Here is a 17,481-nt window from a genome sequence, read left to right on the forward strand (position 1 = left end):
CGCCATCGATTCAATTTGATGGCGGCTTTTTTAGTGCTTTAAAAACGATGTTAATCTTGCTGCAGTCGATTTCTCGCCTTCTGATAGAAGTAAGAAACAGTCAGCAAAATGACCCCGATCAGCATAAAGGCAATCACCTTTTGCACTAGCTCGAATGAAGCCATATCCAGTAATAGCACTTTAAGCGTCGATAAGGTAAATAGCCCTGCGGCGAGGCGGATCATATCGGCATTTTGTGGTTTTAAGCTGATAAACATCAACACACTGCCATGGATAACCAATAAAATCGCGCTGAGTGGGGCGGCAATAATGTTATCGAAGCTATAACTCCACATGAAGTAACTTAAGGCGAGTAACAGATGCCAACCCCACTTAAGTCCTTGTAAAGGTAAGATGCGTCTATGCAAGCGTATTGCTGCACCGTGCTGCAAGATAAGCCTTGCTAGGAGCGCCAGTGATAAAAACTCGATTAACATGAACGAGGCATTATCACGATTAAGCCCGAGTGTTAGCTCAAAATGGAACATGATGGGCAACAGGGCTAAGCCTAAAGTGAGACCATAGGCGAGATGGTAGCTTTCCTTTATTGCGGCTTGGATTTCGGCGGCGAGGGGGAATTTTGCGCTATATGAGGCTTGGCCTACAGATCTCTGACTTAAACCTCTCAGGCTTAAACCTCTTTGGATTAGCAATGCAAAATAACCACTTAAGGCTAATGCTGTCATCGCTATTCCTACTAGCTCAGAATGATTAAAGCCATAAACGATCACGGCCGTTACCAGTGCAAAGTAATAAGGGCTCAATTGCCATTGTAGTTGCAGCAAGGGGCGCCATGTCTCGGGTAACTGGCGGTAGCGGAGCAGGGTGAAGCTCATAAACAGGGCGCCAACGGCTAGCGCCGCGAGTCCTTGCCAAGCGTGAATAAGGCATTGCGAGGCTGTCATAAGAACCGCTAGCCAAGTGAGGATTTTGGCTTCTATGTTCAAACTCTTATGTTTAACAAAGTAGGCTAAACCTAGGCTCATAAAGGTGCTCAGCCAGAGTGCAATAGCGGTATATTCCCAATGGTTGCGGATGACTTTGGGCAGCAGAATAAGCGGCAGCAGCAAATAGCAGAAGATTTGCATCGTATAAGCGGCTTTGGCAAATAAGGCATCTTTATAGTGGCGACGATACCAATAATGGGCCAAGAGTAGGGCGATAAATAACTCAAACCGTGCCAGTTTTGCTATAAGCGGCTGGGCACTAAAGCTAAAACTGCCTGTGAGCGTTATGCCTTCAACAACCTTAAACAGCAGCGGCAATAGTAAGAGCCAAGCAGCAAACTCGCTGAGAACGAGTCTGTCCTTTGCGCTCAAATACAGCAGTAATAGGCTGACCAGTGGCAAGATGGCGAGGTAGTAATCGCTGCTCAGAAGATAAGCCGCGAGGATAATTGTCGCCACATAAAAACCGCTTAATAGCTCTTTTAACACTCTGTTTAGCTGACTTTCTAGGGTCGAAAGTAACGTATGATGGAGTGTTAATAGCCGAATCACTAAGACTAAGGCGGCGCAACTTAAGGCCAGTGCTAACAGTGGAAAGCCAAAAGCTGACAAGGGAGAAATTGGCGCCCCATCGATAAAGCTTGATTCTAAAAGGCTCATGCCCGTCAGTACACTAGACGCATTGAGCCCTAATCCCATCAGCAGCAATACATAGGCTTCGGCGCGAACGGAAATCAGTTCTTCTTTGGTGCCAATCCACAACAGTAATAAGGCTTCGAGCAGTAATACTAATCCAAGGAAATCGTGGCTGAGTAAATACAGTGCGGCAAATCCCGCAAAACTCCCTGCAAAGACTAACAATAAGCCGTTGCGGGCTTTTTCTAGGTTGCCTGTGCGCTTCCAATAGAGGGCTGCGCAAATCAGTGCGTTGGCCGCAAAGATTTCCCCTGCGAACTCAGTAAATTGCGTCAACTCTAATAACACAAAGGCGAGCAATGCTATCGGTAGGGCGAGTATGCGATGGCTTAGTGCATTATGTTTTTCATCCTGATGGGTAAACTGCTTGGTAAATAGTAGGCCTGTGATGCCGTAGAGATAAAAGAACGCATTAATACTGATAAGCGCGAGCAGACTGACGCCGCCAACGTCGCTGAGTGGCAATTCAATGAAATGGCTAAAAGCTTCGATGCAGCCTATGTGCAACAGGGCGGTGATTTCCAGTAGCAGCGGCCACTTAAGTTTGCGACTCTGGGCAAGGGCGCCGGTACCAATAAGCAGTAAATAAGGCAGATACAATAGCGGCGCATAGCTTTGGGATAACAGCATCATAGGTGCGGTCGAGCCACCGACTAAGGCGATCACGGCGATCACTTTGGCATCTAAGCGCATCGACAGGCCATAACCCGCCAAAGTGATCAATAACAGTAAGATAAAACTCGCGCTATTGGGAATTAACTCAAAATACGGCCCAATAAAGTACGCGCAGAGATAATTAAGTATGAGTCCGAGTCCGATAATACCTGAGCCAAAATCCGCCATGCCCGCGCGTTTTTGGCGAATAAAAATCCCGCCCACTATGATAGCGTTCGCGCTGGCAAACCCGAGTAGTGCTTTGCCAAGTTCAGAAAACCAATGGTTGATTGAATATTGCAGTAAATAACCAAAGCCTAAGGTCAGGGTGATAATGCCTGCGACAGTCATTAAAAAGACAGGTCCTAATCCCTTGGCCTGATAATGATGGTAGAAAGATTTGACTTGCTCGTTGACTGCCGCAAAGGGTGCCATGACGGCCGCGAGTCCTTGGGATAACAACTCATCAAATTGACTCGCCGCTTGCACGCTTGCCTGCAATTTGACTTCATCACTCAGCTGTTGATTTTGCGCTTGAGAAAGGTGTTCGGTTTTAGCGGTTTGTTCTGTCGAGGTATTTTTCGTTTTTCTTTGCCAAGGGTCTTCTTGCCAAGGTTCTCCTGGTATAGGGCCTTGCAGCCATGGGTTGGGTTCTGCTGGGGCTGGTTCTACGGAAGCTGGCTCAAGGGTTGGTGTTTGTGCCGCATAGGTTAATGTAGGCGCGTTATCGGCGGCGGTGAGCACAGATGCAATCGATGAAGCACTCGCTGCCATATTCAGAGTGGTTTCAGTGGCGTCTTCAGTCGCAATTTGCTGACTTAAGGTCTCGAGCTTAGTGGAGAATTCTGCTAATTGACGACCGAGCGAAGATTGCTGCGATAAATGCAGCGATTGTAACTGTGCCAGCTCAGCTTTTAGTTGGGCAACGTCATCCTTTAACGGCATATCTCATTCCTAAGTGTTTAAGTGTTTAAGTGCTTAACTCATAAACCTTTGTCGGCAAGAAGTGTACTTGTATGTGTATTTTTCGGCTAGTTGTTGTTGATTTTTAGGAAATCTCCGACTGCTATTTTTCCAACATGTCATTGCTCTGCATAAAAAGAGCCAGACATTGCTGGCTCTCATTTAACGTGTCAATTTCGATGAGGTTATTTTTTCTGTGCCTGTAGGATCACAAATTTACCGTTGGAGGCAATAGTGGTGCAGTTCTTAAATAAGCGCTGTAATTTTACATGGTAAGCCAGATGACGGTTGCCGACGATATGTAAGAGCCCCCCCTCTTTTAAGCGGCGGCGAGCATCTAAAAACATCTGCCAAGCGATATGATCGGTTATGGCTTCACCTTGATGAAACGGCGGATTACACAGCACCAGATCCGGTTGAACATCATCGGGCAGATGCGTCATGCAATCGTCCCAATAGAAGTGGCCTTTGTCTGCGGGCAATTGGTTGCGTGCCCAGTTTGCCTTGGCTGATGCGACTGCCATTTCAGAATCGTCGATAAAGTGAATGTCAGCCTCTGGGAATAACTGGGCTGTGCGTAACCCCAGCACGCCATTGCCACAGCCGAGATCGACAATCGACTTAAAATCCCCTTTGGGCAGATTCTCTAGCATGATACGTGCGCCAATATCGAGTTTGTTGGCGGCAAACACATTACTTAAATTGCTGATCTCAAGTTGATATTCGGGTATGGCCCAAGTCACTTTTTTGGCTAATGGTCTTGGTTTGCCATCACTGACACAGGTGATCACTCGCGTATTTTTCCACGCTAAACTGGCGCTTGCGAGGCCTAAATGCTTAGCAAAGATGTCGAGTAAGGCGCCATTAATCGATTTGGATTTGGCGGCCACTAATACACGAGTGCCTGCGGGTAACACTTGCGACAAGCGCGTTAGCTGGTGGGCAAAGTAGCTTAAGTTCTTAGGCAACTTCATCAATACTAAGGCTAAGTTTTCTGGCAAGGTATCGCGGCTGGTAAACCATTGCAGATTATCCATAGGCAACTGATTGCGGCCATGGTTTTGTTCTGTGCCTAAAAAGCTGGTTCTGGCATCGGTTTCAACACGCAGTGGCCAACATGGATTCAATTTAGATAAACCGCAGCTTAAGGCGCCGAAACTGTCGTTGATAATGGCGGTTGGCACGGCGGCTTGCTCTGACTCAATAATGCTTTTGAGTAAGTGTTCATCGGCGGCATCCCAAGCTTGAAGATTAGATTCCTGCTGAGCTGGATACCGTAAGAGTTCGAGTTCAACACCCGCTACTGAAAATTGTGTTGTCATGTGCCACACTGCGCCAATAAATTTAAGGCGCAGATTATCGCAGATTTCATGGCGCAGTGCGACGGCTCGCATGGAGGACGTCAATGCAGCAAGGTAAGTTAGGGTTTGATACAGAGGGTGAGGCTCAAATTAAACCGCCCATCACCTTAGTGCGGGGTTATCTTAATGCTGAGCAGCAAGCGGCGCTAATGAAAGAAGCGCTGACCTATCCCTTAAATCGCCCTGAAATCCAAGTCTTTGGTCAGTTTCACGCGATTCCTCGCCAGCAAGTGTGGTTTGGCGATTTGGGCTGCGACTATTTATATTCAGGACTGTTTATCCGCGCCTTACCTTGGCCTAAATATGCTCACAAGTTGAGGGATAAGTTAGCGCGGGATTATGGTTTGGAGAGCAATGGGGTATTAGTGAATCGCTACGCCGATGGTAAAGATTGTATGGGCGCCCACAGTGATGATGAACCTGAAATTGCTCAGGGGAGTCATATTGCTTCTATTACCTTAGGCGCCACGCGGGATTTTGTGCTTAAGCATAAGCACAGCCAAACCAAGTACAGCATAAGTTTGAACAGTGGCGATCTACTGATCATGCATTGGCCCATGCAAAGTGATTGGCTGCATAGCCTCCCTAAACGGTTGAAAGTAAAAGAGCCGCGTTGGAACTATACCTTTAGACAACTCATCGTTAATTTCCATGGTTAATTGCCTCCCGCTAACTGCCTATGGTGAAGCACTGCGAAATATGGCTGGATATAAAGTGGTAGGGCATCAACAAATTGAAAGCGTGAATTTGATCTTTTCAATTTGAAGCAGTACTCTGCGGCAACTGGATTTTCCCATTCTGAGACTCGAATATGTCCAATACTCATGTGCAGGGCACTGTGGCTAACACTATTTCGCAGAAATTAACCGAATGCTTTTCGCCGACCCATTTAGAAGTGATTAACGAAAGTAATCGTCACCATGTACCACCGAATTCAGAAACCCACTTTAAAGTTGTGCTGGTGAGCGAGCAGTTTGATGGCTTACGTTTATTAGCCCGTCATCGATTGGTCAACACTCACTTAGCCCATGAGTTAGCCAATGGCGTGCATGCTTTGTCTATTCATACTTTCACTCAAAATGAGTGGGATGCGAATGCACAAGTACCTAATACGCCAAATTGTCGCGGTTAATTAATCGTTCAGCAATATTGTTTAGCTTAGATTTCAAGGCCACTCTTCATAGAGTGGCTTTTTGTTTTAGGCCAACTTAAGACTATTTTTGAGTTTGCCGACCTTAGTTTCTAGTTTCCCTACCTTAGTTTCTGTGTTAACAATATGTTTTATTTTAAGAGGTTGGGCGATGTGATTGTCGATACCCATCCTGAGTGCATTTCCATGTTAGTTGGATCCATGTGCTCGTTTGACATCAGGGAGAGTATTAAAAATGCGTAAGTTAGGGAGTTTGTTTATCTCAGTGCTGCTGATGGGACTGAGCGGTTGTAACCCCGTCTCCAGTGATGCGCAAAGCGTAGCCGCTTCCCATGCTGCAACTGATGTTCCCCACGCTTTACCTGCTATTGAATGGCGTCTTGCAACCTCTTGGCCGAAAAACTTCCCCGGTTTAGGCATGGCTCCTGAGCGTTTTGCGCATTTAGTCGATGAAATGTCTAACGGTCGGTTAAAGATTAGCGTTTATGGTGCGGGTGAGTTGATGCCCGCTTTTGCCGTATTTGATGGTGTGAGTCAGGGTAAAATTCAAATGGCCCACTCCGCTTCTTTCTACTGGAGAGGAAAAGCGCCCGCAGCGCAGTTTTTTTCATCGATCCCCTTTGGTATGACCGCGCAGGAAATAAATGGCTGGCTTCACTATGGCGGTGGTATGGAGCTGTGGACTGAAGTGTATCAACCCTTTGGTATTATTCCCCTCGCGGGAGGCAATACTGGGATGCAAATGGGTGGCTGGTTTAATAAACCCATCAATACTATTGCTGATTTTAAGGGATTGAAGGTCCGCATGCCGGGCTTAGGTGGTGAAGTGTTGAAACGCGTTGGTGCTGTACCTGTAAATATGGCGGGGCGTGAACTTTATGGTGCACTGCAAACGGGAGCGATTGATGCCGCAGAATGGGTAGGGCCAGTGAATGATCTTGCCTTCGGTTTACATAAAGTGGCTAAGTACTACTATTACCCTGGTTGGCATGAGCCAGGTTCAAATATGGAATTCTTGATTAATACCGCTGCCTTTGAGAGTTTACCTGAGGATTTACAGGCCATAGTCAGAGTTGCTGCTAGAGCCATTAACCAAGATATGCTCGATGAATACACGACCCGTAACGTGACCGCCCTTGAAACGTTAGTGAAGGACGAAGGTGTGGAGCTTAAAGCGTTTCCACCGAACGTCTTGTTGGAGCTTGAGAAAATCTCTAAACAAGTGATTGAAGATCAAGCGAATCAAGATCCCTTAATGCGAAAGGTGTACGATGCCTATCACGCGTATGAGCAAGGCGTGCGCCAGTACCATAAAATATCTGAGGATGCTTACAGTCAGCAGCGTCAACACTAAATGATGTTTTTTACTGCAAACTGTCACATTAGCATCTGATTTATATGAGATGATTTCATCTTAGATTATCTTGTTATCGGCGTAATTCATTTGGTGTTATGCTTGCAAGCCATAAATAGACAGTTACAGTGGCGTTGATGTCGCCCTGAGAATTTGGAGATCCCTATGCCATTACTTGATAGCTTTACCGTCGACCATACTCGGATGAATGCCCCTGCGGTTCGTATCGCTAAGCATATGAGCACGCCAAAGGGCGATGCCATTACTGTATTTGATTTACGTTTTTGCGCACCGAATAAAGAGATCCTCAGTGAGCGTGGTATTCATACTCTAGAGCATTTATTCGCGGGTTTTATGCGTGACCATTTAAATGGCAGCGATGTTGAGATCATTGATATTTCGCCAATGGGATGTCGTACCGGTTTTTATATGAGTTTGATTGGTGAACCCACAGAGCGCCAAGTGGCCGATGCGTGGTTAGCCGCGATGGAAGATGTGCTTAAAGTGGTTGAGCAGTCTGAAATCCCTGAGCTGAACGAATACCAATGTGGTACGTATGAGATGCATTCATTAGAGCAAGCACAAGATATCGCCCGTAATATTATTGCTGCAGGCGTAAGTGTTAATCGTAATGACGATCTAAAATTAAGCGATGAAATTCTAGGTAACCTGTAATTGTTCGCACTCTTATAGTATGAGAGTGCTTCGTTAGTAAATTCAGTTTCCTGAAGTTAATAAGAGAAAGCGACGAGAGTCGCTTTTTTTTTCATTCAAATTCAGCTATTTTACAAGTTAATAACAAAAACACCGTACGCTAACAAAGTTTTTGGGAGCTTGGTATGCCTAGTCGTTACTTCACTGTATCACTTTGTGCAATTTCTGTATTTCTTGCCTGTTCTAGCACAACGTTCGCCGATGATCTTCACAGTCAAATGCTTGAATTGAACAAGCTCAATGACACATTTCATTCAACGTCTAATCGTTTAGCATTAGGTCAATTGACGGCTTTGACGGTTTTGCCTGCGGATCTGAGTGGAAATCCCGCGAGCATCAGCATGCGCAGTGCGACTCAAGGTATTGCGGTATTACAAGATAGAGTGTATTTCTCCCCTGCGCCGTATTCTGCACCGCAATTACAACTCTTACCTAATCTGCTGCAGCAGCAGAGTGTTACTGCCACCCCGATGGCAAATATGGCTGTCGGTGGGCAAGGTGCGTTTGGGGTGGTGAGTTATCAAACCTTACCTGTTGCTGAGCAGACCGAGAATAGTAAGGCGACTCTCGAGGGCAATACCGATTCAGACTACAGTGTCGATATGAATTGGGGAGTTAAGCAAAAAGAGTATGGCATGATACTCGCGGTTAATTATGCAGATAATAGCGGCGCCGATCACTTGCTCAATGGTCAAGACACAGACCATCAAACGACAGACATCTTATTTAAAATCAATGCTGCGAGTTTACTCGGTGCCAGAAGTCCACAGGTGACTGAGTTTACTTACCAGTTTCTCGATGATGATAGCTATCGCTCTCAACTTGGATTAACACAGGCCGATTGGCAACAAGATCCTATGAGTTTGTATTCGGCCACTGCGGCGGATAAACATCAGGGGCGACATCATAAGTACCAACTGTCTCACCAAGTTACGCTCAATGGTGGGCATAAGGTCACCACAGACTTTTACTACCAGTCTTATTCGCAGCAATTAAACCAACTCAATCAATTTGATGGGCAAATGCTCGATGCCCAGAGTCTTGCTGCGTTGGCCGCATTTGAACGTCAGCCGACAGTCGATGGCGTCGAACTGGCTTCTTTACAGCAAGACAATGATTTCAGCTCCTTTGGGGCACAAACTGAATCAGTGAATCAGTATGGTGCCCATCAAATTATCTATAGCGCCCGTTATCATACGGATAAAGCCGAGATGCGCCTTGGCGATCAACTGAGTCTATGGCAGCAGGACTTGAGTTTAGTGAGTGATGCACAAAATGCATTATTAGCCTATACCGACGATGCAACAGCATTTACTTCGGCAATCGATTCTTTGTTTAATTGGGACGAATTACAGATAAAGCTCGCGCTTGCCTATGAACAAGTGAGCGTCAATCGCAAGGTCGATTTAGCTTATGTAGGACTGGATGCGGCTGATTTCTCCGACAGCGATTGGATGCCACAACTCGGTGTTTTATATGATGCTGGAGATTGGCGCTTTAGTACGGATATTCGCCGCTCATGGACCGCCGCGAGTGCGGGGAATCTTGAGCAAGAGGCGCAAGTGTCGCTGCAATATCAAGTCAGCGCCCAATATGCCAGCGAGCATTTTAGTGCTGATATCAAAACCTACGTCCAAGATTTTGAAAATCTTCATGTGAATTGTGATGCGTATACGCAATGCGCCGACAGTCGTTTGTGGGTTCAAGGTAATGTTGTGGATGTACTGACCAAAGGAGTTGAGCTGAATCTTGGCTACCAGTGGGATATCGGTAGTGTACAGTTACCATTAGTCTTAAATTATCAATATTCGAATTCGGAATATCAAACCAATAGCTGTAACGAAATCCAAGGTTGCGTTGTGGCTGGTGATAGAGTGGCTTGGTTACCTGAGCAGCAATTGCATTTTAGTGCTGGAATGAAATATGCCGAATATGAATTGAATGCAAATGTCTTTTATCAATCCGAGCGGGAAATGGGCCAATTTGGCGCTGAATTACAGCCTATCGCAGTACAATGGCGGGTAGATTTAGCGGCGAATTATCATTTTAACCGTCACCATGAGATTTATTTTAGGGTAGAAAATCTCTTAGATGAGTCATTAGTTACGACAGCATCAAATAGCGGAATTCGATCGGAAAATGGACGTATTAGCTATTTAGGTTATCAATGGCGCTTTTAAATTGAGTTTTATTTTGTTTGAATTTAAATCAATTGAAACAAATAAGATCGATTTCGGCTGCGTTTAGTGGACGTTTCGACTTTTTGCTAAATTAAATCTTTAATTATTAATGCTATAGTACCCAGTGGCCGTAATATTCTCTCTTTCTGATCAGTCACTAGGTCGGAAGGTGAACGCCGTAGCGCATGATTCTTTTCAATCCGTATTTTAGGTTTGAAATCACCTATAATTTTCGTGGCGATGCCAAGTCAATTGGGGTAAAATGCGCGCGACCAGCGTGATTGCGATCGCATTTCTGTGATAAATCTGCGCTAGCTCAATGCAGTAGGTTTTGTTTAAAACCTAAGTATTTAGCAGGAACGCGGCGCATTGTCTTTCCTTCAAACGTAGTGCTTGTGGATATGATTACAATTAAGAAAGGATTGGAACTGCCTATAGCAGGCGGACCAGAGCAAGTTATCCATAATGGCCCAGCCATTAAACATGTAGCTACTTTGGGTGAAGAGTATATTGGCTTACGTCCAACGATGAAGATCAAAGTGGGCGATAAAGTACAAAAAGGCCAAGTTCTTTTTGAAGATAAGAAGAATTTAGGCGTTAAATATACGGCTTTAGCCAGTGGTACTATATTAGACATTAACCGGGGCGCCCAGCGTGTTCTGCAGTCTGTTGTCATTGAAGTGGAAGGAAACGACAGCGTTGCCTTTGCTAAATATGATGCCACTGCACTTGATACGCTCGACTCGCAGTTAGTCCGTGACAATCTGATTGAATCAGGTTTATGGACTGCTTTGCGTACTCGTCCTTTTAGCAAAGTTCCTGCTGTAGACTCTTCTGCTGCTGGTATTTTTGTAACCGCAATAGATACTCAACCTCTTGCCGCTGATCCCGTTGTGGTGATCCGTGAGCATAAAGAAGATTTTGCTAATGGTCTTAAGGTCTTAGCAAGACTTACTGACGGTAAAGTTTACCTTTGTAAAGCGCCTGGCGCTGATATTCCTGCCGCAAACGCCCAAGTTGAAGAATTTGCTGGTGTGCACCCTGCAGGATTAGTCGGTACTCACATTCACTTCTTATTGTCTGCCTCTGCAAAACGTACCGTTTGGCATATTGGTTACCAAGATGTAATAGCAATTGGTCAGCTATTTACGACGGGTGAACTCAATACCGAACGTGTTATTGCGATCGCAGGCCCTAAAGCGGCTAAGCCAAGACTCGTACGCACTGTTGTGGGCGCGAGCATGACTGAATTAACCGCAGGTGAAGCCTTAGATGGCAATGTTCGTCTGATTTCAGGCTCTGTTCTGAATGGTCGTACAGCCGTTGGCCCACAAGGGTATTTAGGTCGTTACCATGTTCAAGTAAGTCTGTTAGAAGAAGGTACAGAGAAAGAATTTTTAGGCTGGGTATTACCAGGCTCAGACAAATATTCTATTACTCGTGCATTCTTAGGACATCTTGCTCCTTCTCGTCTGTTCAGCATGACGACCAGTACAGGTGGTTCAGACCGCGCTATGGTGCCAATTGGTAACTATGAGCGTGTAATGCCATTGGACATTCTTCCTACTATGTTGTTGCGTGACTTGATTTCAGGTGACTTTGACGGTGCTGCTACGTTAGGCGCGTTAGAGTTAGATGAAGAAGATCTCGCACTGTGTACGTTCGTATGTCCAGGCAAGTATGACTACGGTTCATATCTGCGTGACTGTCTAGATACGATCGAGAGGGAAGGCTAATGAGCTTGAAAGATTTTTTCGAACGTATTGAACCCGACTTTGAAAAAGGCGGTAAATACGAAAAGTTTTATGCCCTATTCGAAGCGGCATACACGATTTTTTATACCCCAGGTAAAGTGAACAAGGGCAAAACCCATGTTCGCGATAACCTCGACCTAAAACGTATGATGATTACGGTTTGGGCTTGTGCTTTCCCCGCGATGTTCGTGGGTATGTACAACGTAGGTTTACAAGCTCAATTAGCTTTAGTGGCTGGTTTTGCTACCCCTGACGTATGGCAAGTGAGCTTGTTCAGCATGTTCGGTACCGAACTGACGGCAAATTCTGGCTGGCCTGCGCTGATGTGGTATGGCGCCTGTTTCTTCCTACCTATCTACGCGGTGACCTTCGCCGTCGGTGGTATCTGGGAAGTGCTGTTTGCCTCTATCCGTGGTCATGAAGTCAACGAAGGTTTCTTCGTTACCTCTATCCTGTTCGCTTTAACGCTACCAGCAACTATCCCATTATGGATGGTGGCGCTGGGTATCACCTTTGGTGTGGTCGTGGCGAAAGAAGTGTTCGGTGGTACAGGGCGTAACTTCTTAAACCCAGCACTAGCGGGTCGTGCCTTCTTGTTCTTCGCTTATCCGTTGAACATGTCAGGTGATACCTCATGGGTTGTGGCTGACGGTTACTCAGGTGCAACAGCACTGAGCCAAGCGGCGTCTGGCACTTTAGATTACGCAATTAACCAAAACTGGTGGGATGCGTTCTTCGGTTTCATTCCTGGTTCAGTGGGTGAAGTGTCTACATTAGCGATTCTGTTAGGTGGTTTGGTCATCATCTACACGCGTATCGCTTCATGGCGCATCGTTGGTGGTGTAATGGTGGGCATGATTGCCATTTCTACGCTGCTTAACGTTGTCGGTAGCGACACTAATCCAATGTTTGCAATGCCTTGGTACTGGCACTTAGTGTTAGGTGGTTTTGCGTTTGGCATGATGTTCATGGCGACAGACCCAGTGTCAGCGTCATTTACTAACCAAGCTAAATGGGCATACGGTATCTTGATCGGTGCAATGGCTGTGTTTATCCGCGTGATTAACCCTGCATTCCCTGAAGGCATGATGTTGGCAATTTTGTTTGCTAACTTGTTCGCGCCATTGTTCGACCACTTCGTGGTTCAGGCAAATATCAAGCGGAGGATTGCCCGTGGCTAGTAATAAAGATTCGTTCGGCAGAACCTTATTTATCGTCGTTGGCCTGTGTCTAATTTGTGCGATATTTGTGTCTACTGCAGCAGTGTTACTGAGACCGACTCAAGCAGAAAATAAACTGCTTGATAAGCAAAAGTACATTCTGGAAGCCGCTGGTCTTATCGATACTAAAGCTGGCAAAGTGACCAAAGCGCAAATTCTGGATACATACGGCAAACACATCGAAGCTAAACTGGTCGATTTGAAAACGGGTGCTTGGGTTGAGGGTGTTGATGCTGACACTTATGATCAACGTAAAGCGTCTCGTGATGTGAAAACCTCATTTGTACCTGAGAATGACATCGCTTCAGTGAAACGTGTTGCTGATAAGGCTGTGGTTTATCTTGTTCGTGATGGCCAAGGTAAATTAACCAGTGTCATTCTGCCAATCCATGGTTATGGCCTATGGTCTACTATGTATGCCTTCCTTGCTATGGATGCTGACCTAAACACAGTGCAAAGCTTAGTCTACTACGAGCACGGCGAAACGCCGGGCTTAGGTGGCGAAGTGCAAAATGCTCAGTGGAAAGCGAAATGGCATGGCAAAAAGTTATTTGATGAGCAAGGTAAACTCGCTATCAGCGTAACGAAAAACCCAACTGTTGCTAGCACTGAGTACGGTGTAGATGCATTATCTGGCGCAACCTTAACGAGTAACGGTGTACAACATTCACTGACATTCTGGTTGGGTAAAGAAGGTTTTGCGAGTTTCATTGAAAAAGCACGCAATGGAGGTCTCAACTAATGTCTGACGCTAAAGAACTGAAACAGGTTCTGACCGGACCTATAGTCAACAACAACCCGATTGCTTTACAAGTACTTGGTGTATGTAGTGCATTAGCGGTAACGAGCAAGCTCGAAACTGCACTGGTAATGGCGTTGGCGTTAACTGCGGTAACTGCGTTCTCGAACCTGTTTATCTCAATGATCCGTAATCATATTCCCAGCAGTGTGCGTATTATCGTACAGATGACCATTATTGCCTCTTTGGTAATCGTGGTTGACCAATTGCTGCAGGCTTATGCTTATCAGATCTCTAAGCAGCTGTCGGTATTCGTCGGTCTGATTATTACGAACTGTATCGTAATGGGTCGTGCCGAAGCCTACGCGATGAAAACACCGCCAATGATGAGCTTTATGGATGGTATAGGTAACGGTTTAGGTTACGGTGCGATTCTGTTAGCTGTTGGCTTCGTACGTGAACTGTTTGGTAACGGTTCTCTGTTCGGTGTTGAAATCCTGCACAAGATCTCTGATGGCGGCTGGTACCAACCAAACGGTCTGCTACTACTGCCTCCGAGTGCGTTCTTCCTGATCGGTGTTTTGATTTGGATTATTCGTACCTATAAGCCAGAGCAAGTTGAAGCAAAAGGGTAAGTGCGATGGAACATTATATTAGCCTGTTAATTCGCTCTGTTTTCATTGAAAACATGGCACTGGCCTTCTTCCTAGGTATGTGTACTTTCTTGGCTGTGTCTAAGAAAGTCACTACAGCCATGGGCCTAGGGATTGCGGTAGTTGTAGTGTTAACTATCTCTGTCCCAGCAAACCAAGTTATCTATCAAGGGCTGCTAGCTCCTGGTGCACTTGCTTGGGCTGGCGCACCTGAAGCTGACTTAAGCTTCTTGAAATTCATTACCTTTATCGGTGTGATTGCGGCTTTGGTTCAAATTCTGGAAATGGCACTGGACAAGTACTTTCCACCTTTGTACAACGCATTAGGTATTTTCTTACCTTTGATCACAGTGAACTGCGCGATTTTCGGTGCGGTATCATTCATGGTTGAGCGTGACTACAAGCTGGGTGAGAGTGTGGTGTTTGGTTTCGGCTCAGGAGTGGGTTGGGCATTAGCTATCGTATTGATGGCCGGTATCCGTGAGAAGCTGAAGTATGCCGACGTGCCTAACGGCCTACGTGGTTTAGGGATTACCTTTATCACCGCTGGTTTGATGGCCTTAGGTTTCATGTCGTTTTCAGGTGTGTCTCTGTAAGAGACACATAACGGCTTCTTGAATTGGACCTTCTAAGGATAAGTTAATGGATATTCTTGGTATTTTTAAATCTACTCCGCTCGAGGTTTACCTCGGTGTGAGTATGTTTACTGCTATCGTCCTCATCTTGGTATTAGTGATTTTATTCGCTAAGTCTAAGTTAGTGGCTAGTGGTGACATCACGATCGGCATTAATGACGATCCTGAAAAAGCGATTACAACCGGTGCGGGCGGTAAGTTGTTAGGCGTTTTGGCTAACAGTGGTATCTTCGTATCGAGTGCGTGTGGTGGCGGTGGCTCATGTGGCCAATGTCGCGTGGTGATTAAGTCTGGCGGCGGCGATATTCTGCCAACGGAACTTGACCACATCAGCAAAGGTGATGCCCGTAAAGGTTGTCGTCTTTCTTGTCAGGTTAACGTTAAGAACGATATGGAAATCGAGCTTGACGAAGAAATCTTCGGTATCAAGAAATGGGAATGTGAAGTTATCTCTAACGATAACAAAGCCACTTTCATTAAAGAACTGAAGCTACAAATTCCTGATGGCGAGTCTGTACCATTCCGTGCTGGCGGGTATATTCAAATCGAAGCACCAGCTCATCATATTAAATATGCAGATTTTGATGTACCTGCACAATACCGTGGCGACTGGGAACACTTCGGTTTCTTCAATCTTGAATCTAAGGTTGATGAAGAAACTATCCGTGCATACTCAATGGCTAACTACCCAGAAGAGTTCGGCATTATTATGCTGAACGTGCGTATTGCTACGCCTCCACCACGTAACTTGACTCTGCCTTGCGGTAAGATGTCATCTTACATTTGGAGCTTAAAAGCGGGTGATAAAGTGACAATTTCTGGCCCATTCGGTGAATTCTTCGCGAAAGATACCGATGCAGAAATGGTGTTTATCGGCGGTGGTGCGGGTATGGCGCCAATGCGTTCACATATCTTCGACCAACTGAAGCGTCTTCAGTCTAAACGTAAGATGAGCTTCTGGTACGGTGCACGTTCTAAGCGTGAAATGTTCTACGTAGAAGATTTCGACGGCCTAGCGGCTGAGAATGATAACTTCGTATGGCATGTGGCACTTTCAGATCCTCAACCAGAGGACAACTGGGATGGTTACACAGGTTTTATTCATAACGTATTGTATGAAAACTATCTGAAAAACCATGATGCTCCAGAAGATTGTGAGTTCTACATGTGTGGACCTCCAATGATGAACGCTGCCGTAATTGGTATGTTGAAAAATCTTGGTGTCGAAGACGAAAACATCCTGTTGGATGACTTCGGCGGCTAATGTTCATTAGTCCTAGATAGAAAAGTTGCAGATGTTGAGGTTAACCTTTCATCTGCAACTTTTGCATTTAAGGGCCCAAATAAGAGTAGTAGGTCACTATGTTTCAGACCTTAAAGATCAATACCTCAGCGTTAAAGTATTCATTTAACTGGCTAGTCCTCGTGGGACTGGCCTTTTTTGTTTCAGCCTGTTCAAAGCAAAACGAAGTCATTTCGTTGGCCGGCAGCACTATGGGCACGACTTATCACATTAAAGTCGTCCCGAATGAGCAGATGCCGACGGCACAGTTACTTCAAGCGGAGATTGATTTAGCCCTTGAGCTAGTCAATGACCAGATGTCGACGTATCGGCCTAATTCAGAATTATCCCGTTTCAACCAATTGCCATTGGAGCAAAGCGTTGAAGTCTCACCGGATACCATAAAAGTGGTGCAAGAGGGAATACGTTTATATCAAGTGACGGATAAGGCACTTGATATTACCTTAGGTCCTTTAGTTAATCTGTGGGGGTTTGGACCTGATAAGCGTCCGACGAAAGTTCCGACACAGGCTGATATTGATGCGGCTAAAGCCAAAACAGGGATTAGTGAACTTTCCATTGAAGGCAACCGTCTAAGTAAGCACAACACCCATTTATATGTAGATTTATCATCAATCGCGAAGGGATTTGGGGTTGATAAGATCGCTTCCATTCTTGATAAATACCACGCGACAGGGTATTTAGTTGAAATCGGTGGCGAACTGAGTATCAAAGGTGCCAAAGGTGATGGAAGCTCTTGGCGTGTTGCTATAGAGCAACCGACCAATGATGGCTCTGAAGCCGTACAACAGGTTATCGCACCTGGTACTATGGCGATGGCGACCTCTGGTGACTATCGTAATTATTATGAAGAAGATGGCCAACGTTTTACGCATATAATCGATCCGCGTACTGGTTTGCCGATAAATCATAAGTTAGCATCCGTGACTGTATTGCATCAAAATTGTATGACGGCCGACGGTTTTGCGACGGCCATGATGGTTTTGGGCACAGAAGCATCATTGGAGCTTGCCAAGAAGGAACACTTGGCGATAATGCTAATCGAAAAGCAAGGCGACGGATTTAAGGTTTATTACAGCGACGCCTTCAAGCCTTTCCTTATTTAGTTTTTGGAGTAAA

General features: G+C 45.6%; 14 protein-coding genes. 12 read left to right on the forward strand and 2 right to left on the reverse strand.

The window, feature by feature from the left end:
* Positions 1-50 precede the first annotated feature (50 nt).
* Entirely contained in the window at positions 51-3,281 is a 3,231-nt protein-coding gene (locus HGO26_RS10145; protein ID WP_168824959.1) for a DUF2339 domain-containing protein, read from the reverse strand.
* A 203-nt stretch (positions 3,282-3,484) separates the two neighbouring features.
* Positions 3,485-4,621: a methyltransferase gene (locus HGO26_RS10150; RefSeq protein ID WP_168825082.1), complete on the reverse strand. Its 1,137-nt coding sequence runs from the start codon at positions 4,619-4,621 to the stop codon at positions 3,485-3,487.
* An 83-nt stretch (positions 4,622-4,704) separates the two neighbouring features.
* Between HGO26_RS10150 and HGO26_RS10155 the strand changes: the two genes are divergently transcribed.
* From HGO26_RS10155 to HGO26_RS10210, 12 genes are all read left to right on the forward strand, one after another.
* Positions 4,705-5,319, forward strand: coding sequence for an alpha-ketoglutarate-dependent dioxygenase AlkB family protein (locus HGO26_RS10155; protein WP_168824961.1), 615 nt, complete (start codon positions 4,705-4,707; stop codon positions 5,317-5,319).
* Between the two features lie 152 nt (positions 5,320-5,471).
* On the forward strand, positions 5,472-5,792 hold the full coding sequence (locus HGO26_RS10160; RefSeq protein WP_028761572.1) for a BolA family protein: 321 nt from the start codon (positions 5,472-5,474) through the stop codon (positions 5,790-5,792).
* Positions 5,793-6,045: 253 nt separating this feature from the next.
* On the forward strand, positions 6,046-7,164 hold the full coding sequence (locus tag HGO26_RS10165; RefSeq protein ID WP_113939872.1) for a TRAP transporter substrate-binding protein: 1,119 nt from the start codon (positions 6,046-6,048) through the stop codon (positions 7,162-7,164).
* Between the two features lie 165 nt (positions 7,165-7,329).
* Positions 7,330-7,839, forward strand: coding sequence for an S-ribosylhomocysteine lyase (luxS, locus tag HGO26_RS10170; protein ID WP_028761570.1), 510 nt, complete (start codon positions 7,330-7,332; stop codon positions 7,837-7,839).
* Positions 7,840-8,003: 164 nt separating this feature from the next.
* Positions 8,004-10,058 carry a TonB-dependent receptor domain-containing protein gene (locus tag HGO26_RS10175; RefSeq protein ID WP_168824963.1) on the forward strand — a complete coding sequence of 685 codons (2,055 nt, stop codon included), beginning with the start codon at positions 8,004-8,006 and terminating at the stop codon, positions 10,056-10,058.
* A 401-nt stretch (positions 10,059-10,459) separates the two neighbouring features.
* On the forward strand, positions 10,460-11,794 hold the full coding sequence (locus HGO26_RS10180; protein WP_028761568.1) for a Na(+)-translocating NADH-quinone reductase subunit A: 1,335 nt from the start codon (positions 10,460-10,462) through the stop codon (positions 11,792-11,794).
* The gene (locus tag HGO26_RS10185) at positions 11,794-12,993 is read left to right on the forward strand and encodes an NADH:ubiquinone reductase (Na(+)-transporting) subunit B (RefSeq protein WP_105250021.1); all 1,200 of its coding nucleotides are present in this window, start codon (positions 11,794-11,796) and stop codon (positions 12,991-12,993) included. Before HGO26_RS10180 ends, HGO26_RS10185 begins: the two co-directional genes overlap by 1 nt.
* Complete coding sequence (locus HGO26_RS10190) at positions 12,986-13,774, forward strand: Na(+)-translocating NADH-quinone reductase subunit C (protein WP_028761566.1); 789 nt, start codon at positions 12,986-12,988, stop codon at positions 13,772-13,774. The genes HGO26_RS10185 and HGO26_RS10190 overlap by 8 nt, the downstream gene beginning before the upstream one ends.
* Positions 13,774-14,406: an NADH:ubiquinone reductase (Na(+)-transporting) subunit D gene (locus HGO26_RS10195; RefSeq protein WP_006080467.1), complete on the forward strand. Its 633-nt coding sequence runs from the start codon at positions 13,774-13,776 to the stop codon at positions 14,404-14,406. The genes HGO26_RS10190 and HGO26_RS10195 overlap by 1 nt, the downstream gene beginning before the upstream one ends.
* A gap of 5 nt (positions 14,407-14,411) precedes the next feature.
* Positions 14,412-15,020 carry an NADH:ubiquinone reductase (Na(+)-transporting) subunit E gene (nqrE, locus tag HGO26_RS10200; protein ID WP_006080469.1) on the forward strand — a complete coding sequence of 203 codons (609 nt, stop codon included), beginning with the start codon at positions 14,412-14,414 and terminating at the stop codon, positions 15,018-15,020.
* 46 nt (positions 15,021-15,066) lie between these two features.
* Entirely contained in the window at positions 15,067-16,323 is a 1,257-nt protein-coding gene (nqrF, locus tag HGO26_RS10205; protein ID WP_028761565.1) for an NADH:ubiquinone reductase (Na(+)-transporting) subunit F, read from the forward strand.
* Between the two features lie 98 nt (positions 16,324-16,421).
* On the forward strand, positions 16,422-17,468 hold the full coding sequence (locus tag HGO26_RS10210) for an FAD:protein FMN transferase (protein ID WP_105250020.1): 1,047 nt from the start codon (positions 16,422-16,424) through the stop codon (positions 17,466-17,468).
* Positions 17,469-17,481 lie beyond the last annotated feature (13 nt).

Origin of the sequence: Shewanella oncorhynchi, assembly GCF_012584455.1 — a bacterium.
In the GTDB taxonomy this organism is placed as follows: Bacteria; Pseudomonadota; Gammaproteobacteria; order Enterobacterales; family Shewanellaceae; genus Shewanella; species Shewanella oncorhynchi.

Bases quoted from the DNA above. Each gene is read 5' to 3' on its own strand.
- HGO26_RS10145 (WP_168824959.1), bottom strand. From the start codon at position 3,281: ATGCCGTTAAAGGATGACGTTGCCCAACTAAAAGCTGAGCTGGCACAG.
- HGO26_RS10150 (WP_168825082.1), bottom strand. From the start codon at position 4,621: ATGACAACACAATTTTCAGTAGCGGGTGTTGAACTCGAACTCTTACGG.
- HGO26_RS10155 (WP_168824961.1), top strand. From the start codon at position 4,705: ATGCAGCAAGGTAAGTTAGGGTTTGATACAGAGGGTGAGGCTCAAATT.
- HGO26_RS10160 (WP_028761572.1), top strand. From the start codon at position 5,472: ATGTCCAATACTCATGTGCAGGGCACTGTGGCTAACACTATTTCGCAG.
- HGO26_RS10165 (WP_113939872.1), top strand. From the start codon at position 6,046: ATGCGTAAGTTAGGGAGTTTGTTTATCTCAGTGCTGCTGATGGGACTG.
- luxS (WP_028761570.1), top strand. From the start codon at position 7,330: ATGCCATTACTTGATAGCTTTACCGTCGACCATACTCGGATGAATGCC.
- HGO26_RS10175 (WP_168824963.1), top strand. From the start codon at position 8,004: ATGCCTAGTCGTTACTTCACTGTATCACTTTGTGCAATTTCTGTATTT.
- HGO26_RS10180 (WP_028761568.1), top strand. From the start codon at position 10,460: ATGATTACAATTAAGAAAGGATTGGAACTGCCTATAGCAGGCGGACCA.
- HGO26_RS10185 (WP_105250021.1), top strand. From the start codon at position 11,794: ATGAGCTTGAAAGATTTTTTCGAACGTATTGAACCCGACTTTGAAAAA.
- HGO26_RS10195 (WP_006080467.1), top strand. From the start codon at position 13,774: ATGTCTGACGCTAAAGAACTGAAACAGGTTCTGACCGGACCTATAGTC.
- nqrE (WP_006080469.1), top strand. From the start codon at position 14,412: ATGGAACATTATATTAGCCTGTTAATTCGCTCTGTTTTCATTGAAAAC.
- nqrF (WP_028761565.1), top strand. From the start codon at position 15,067: ATGGATATTCTTGGTATTTTTAAATCTACTCCGCTCGAGGTTTACCTC.
- HGO26_RS10210 (WP_105250020.1), top strand. From the start codon at position 16,422: ATGTTTCAGACCTTAAAGATCAATACCTCAGCGTTAAAGTATTCATTT.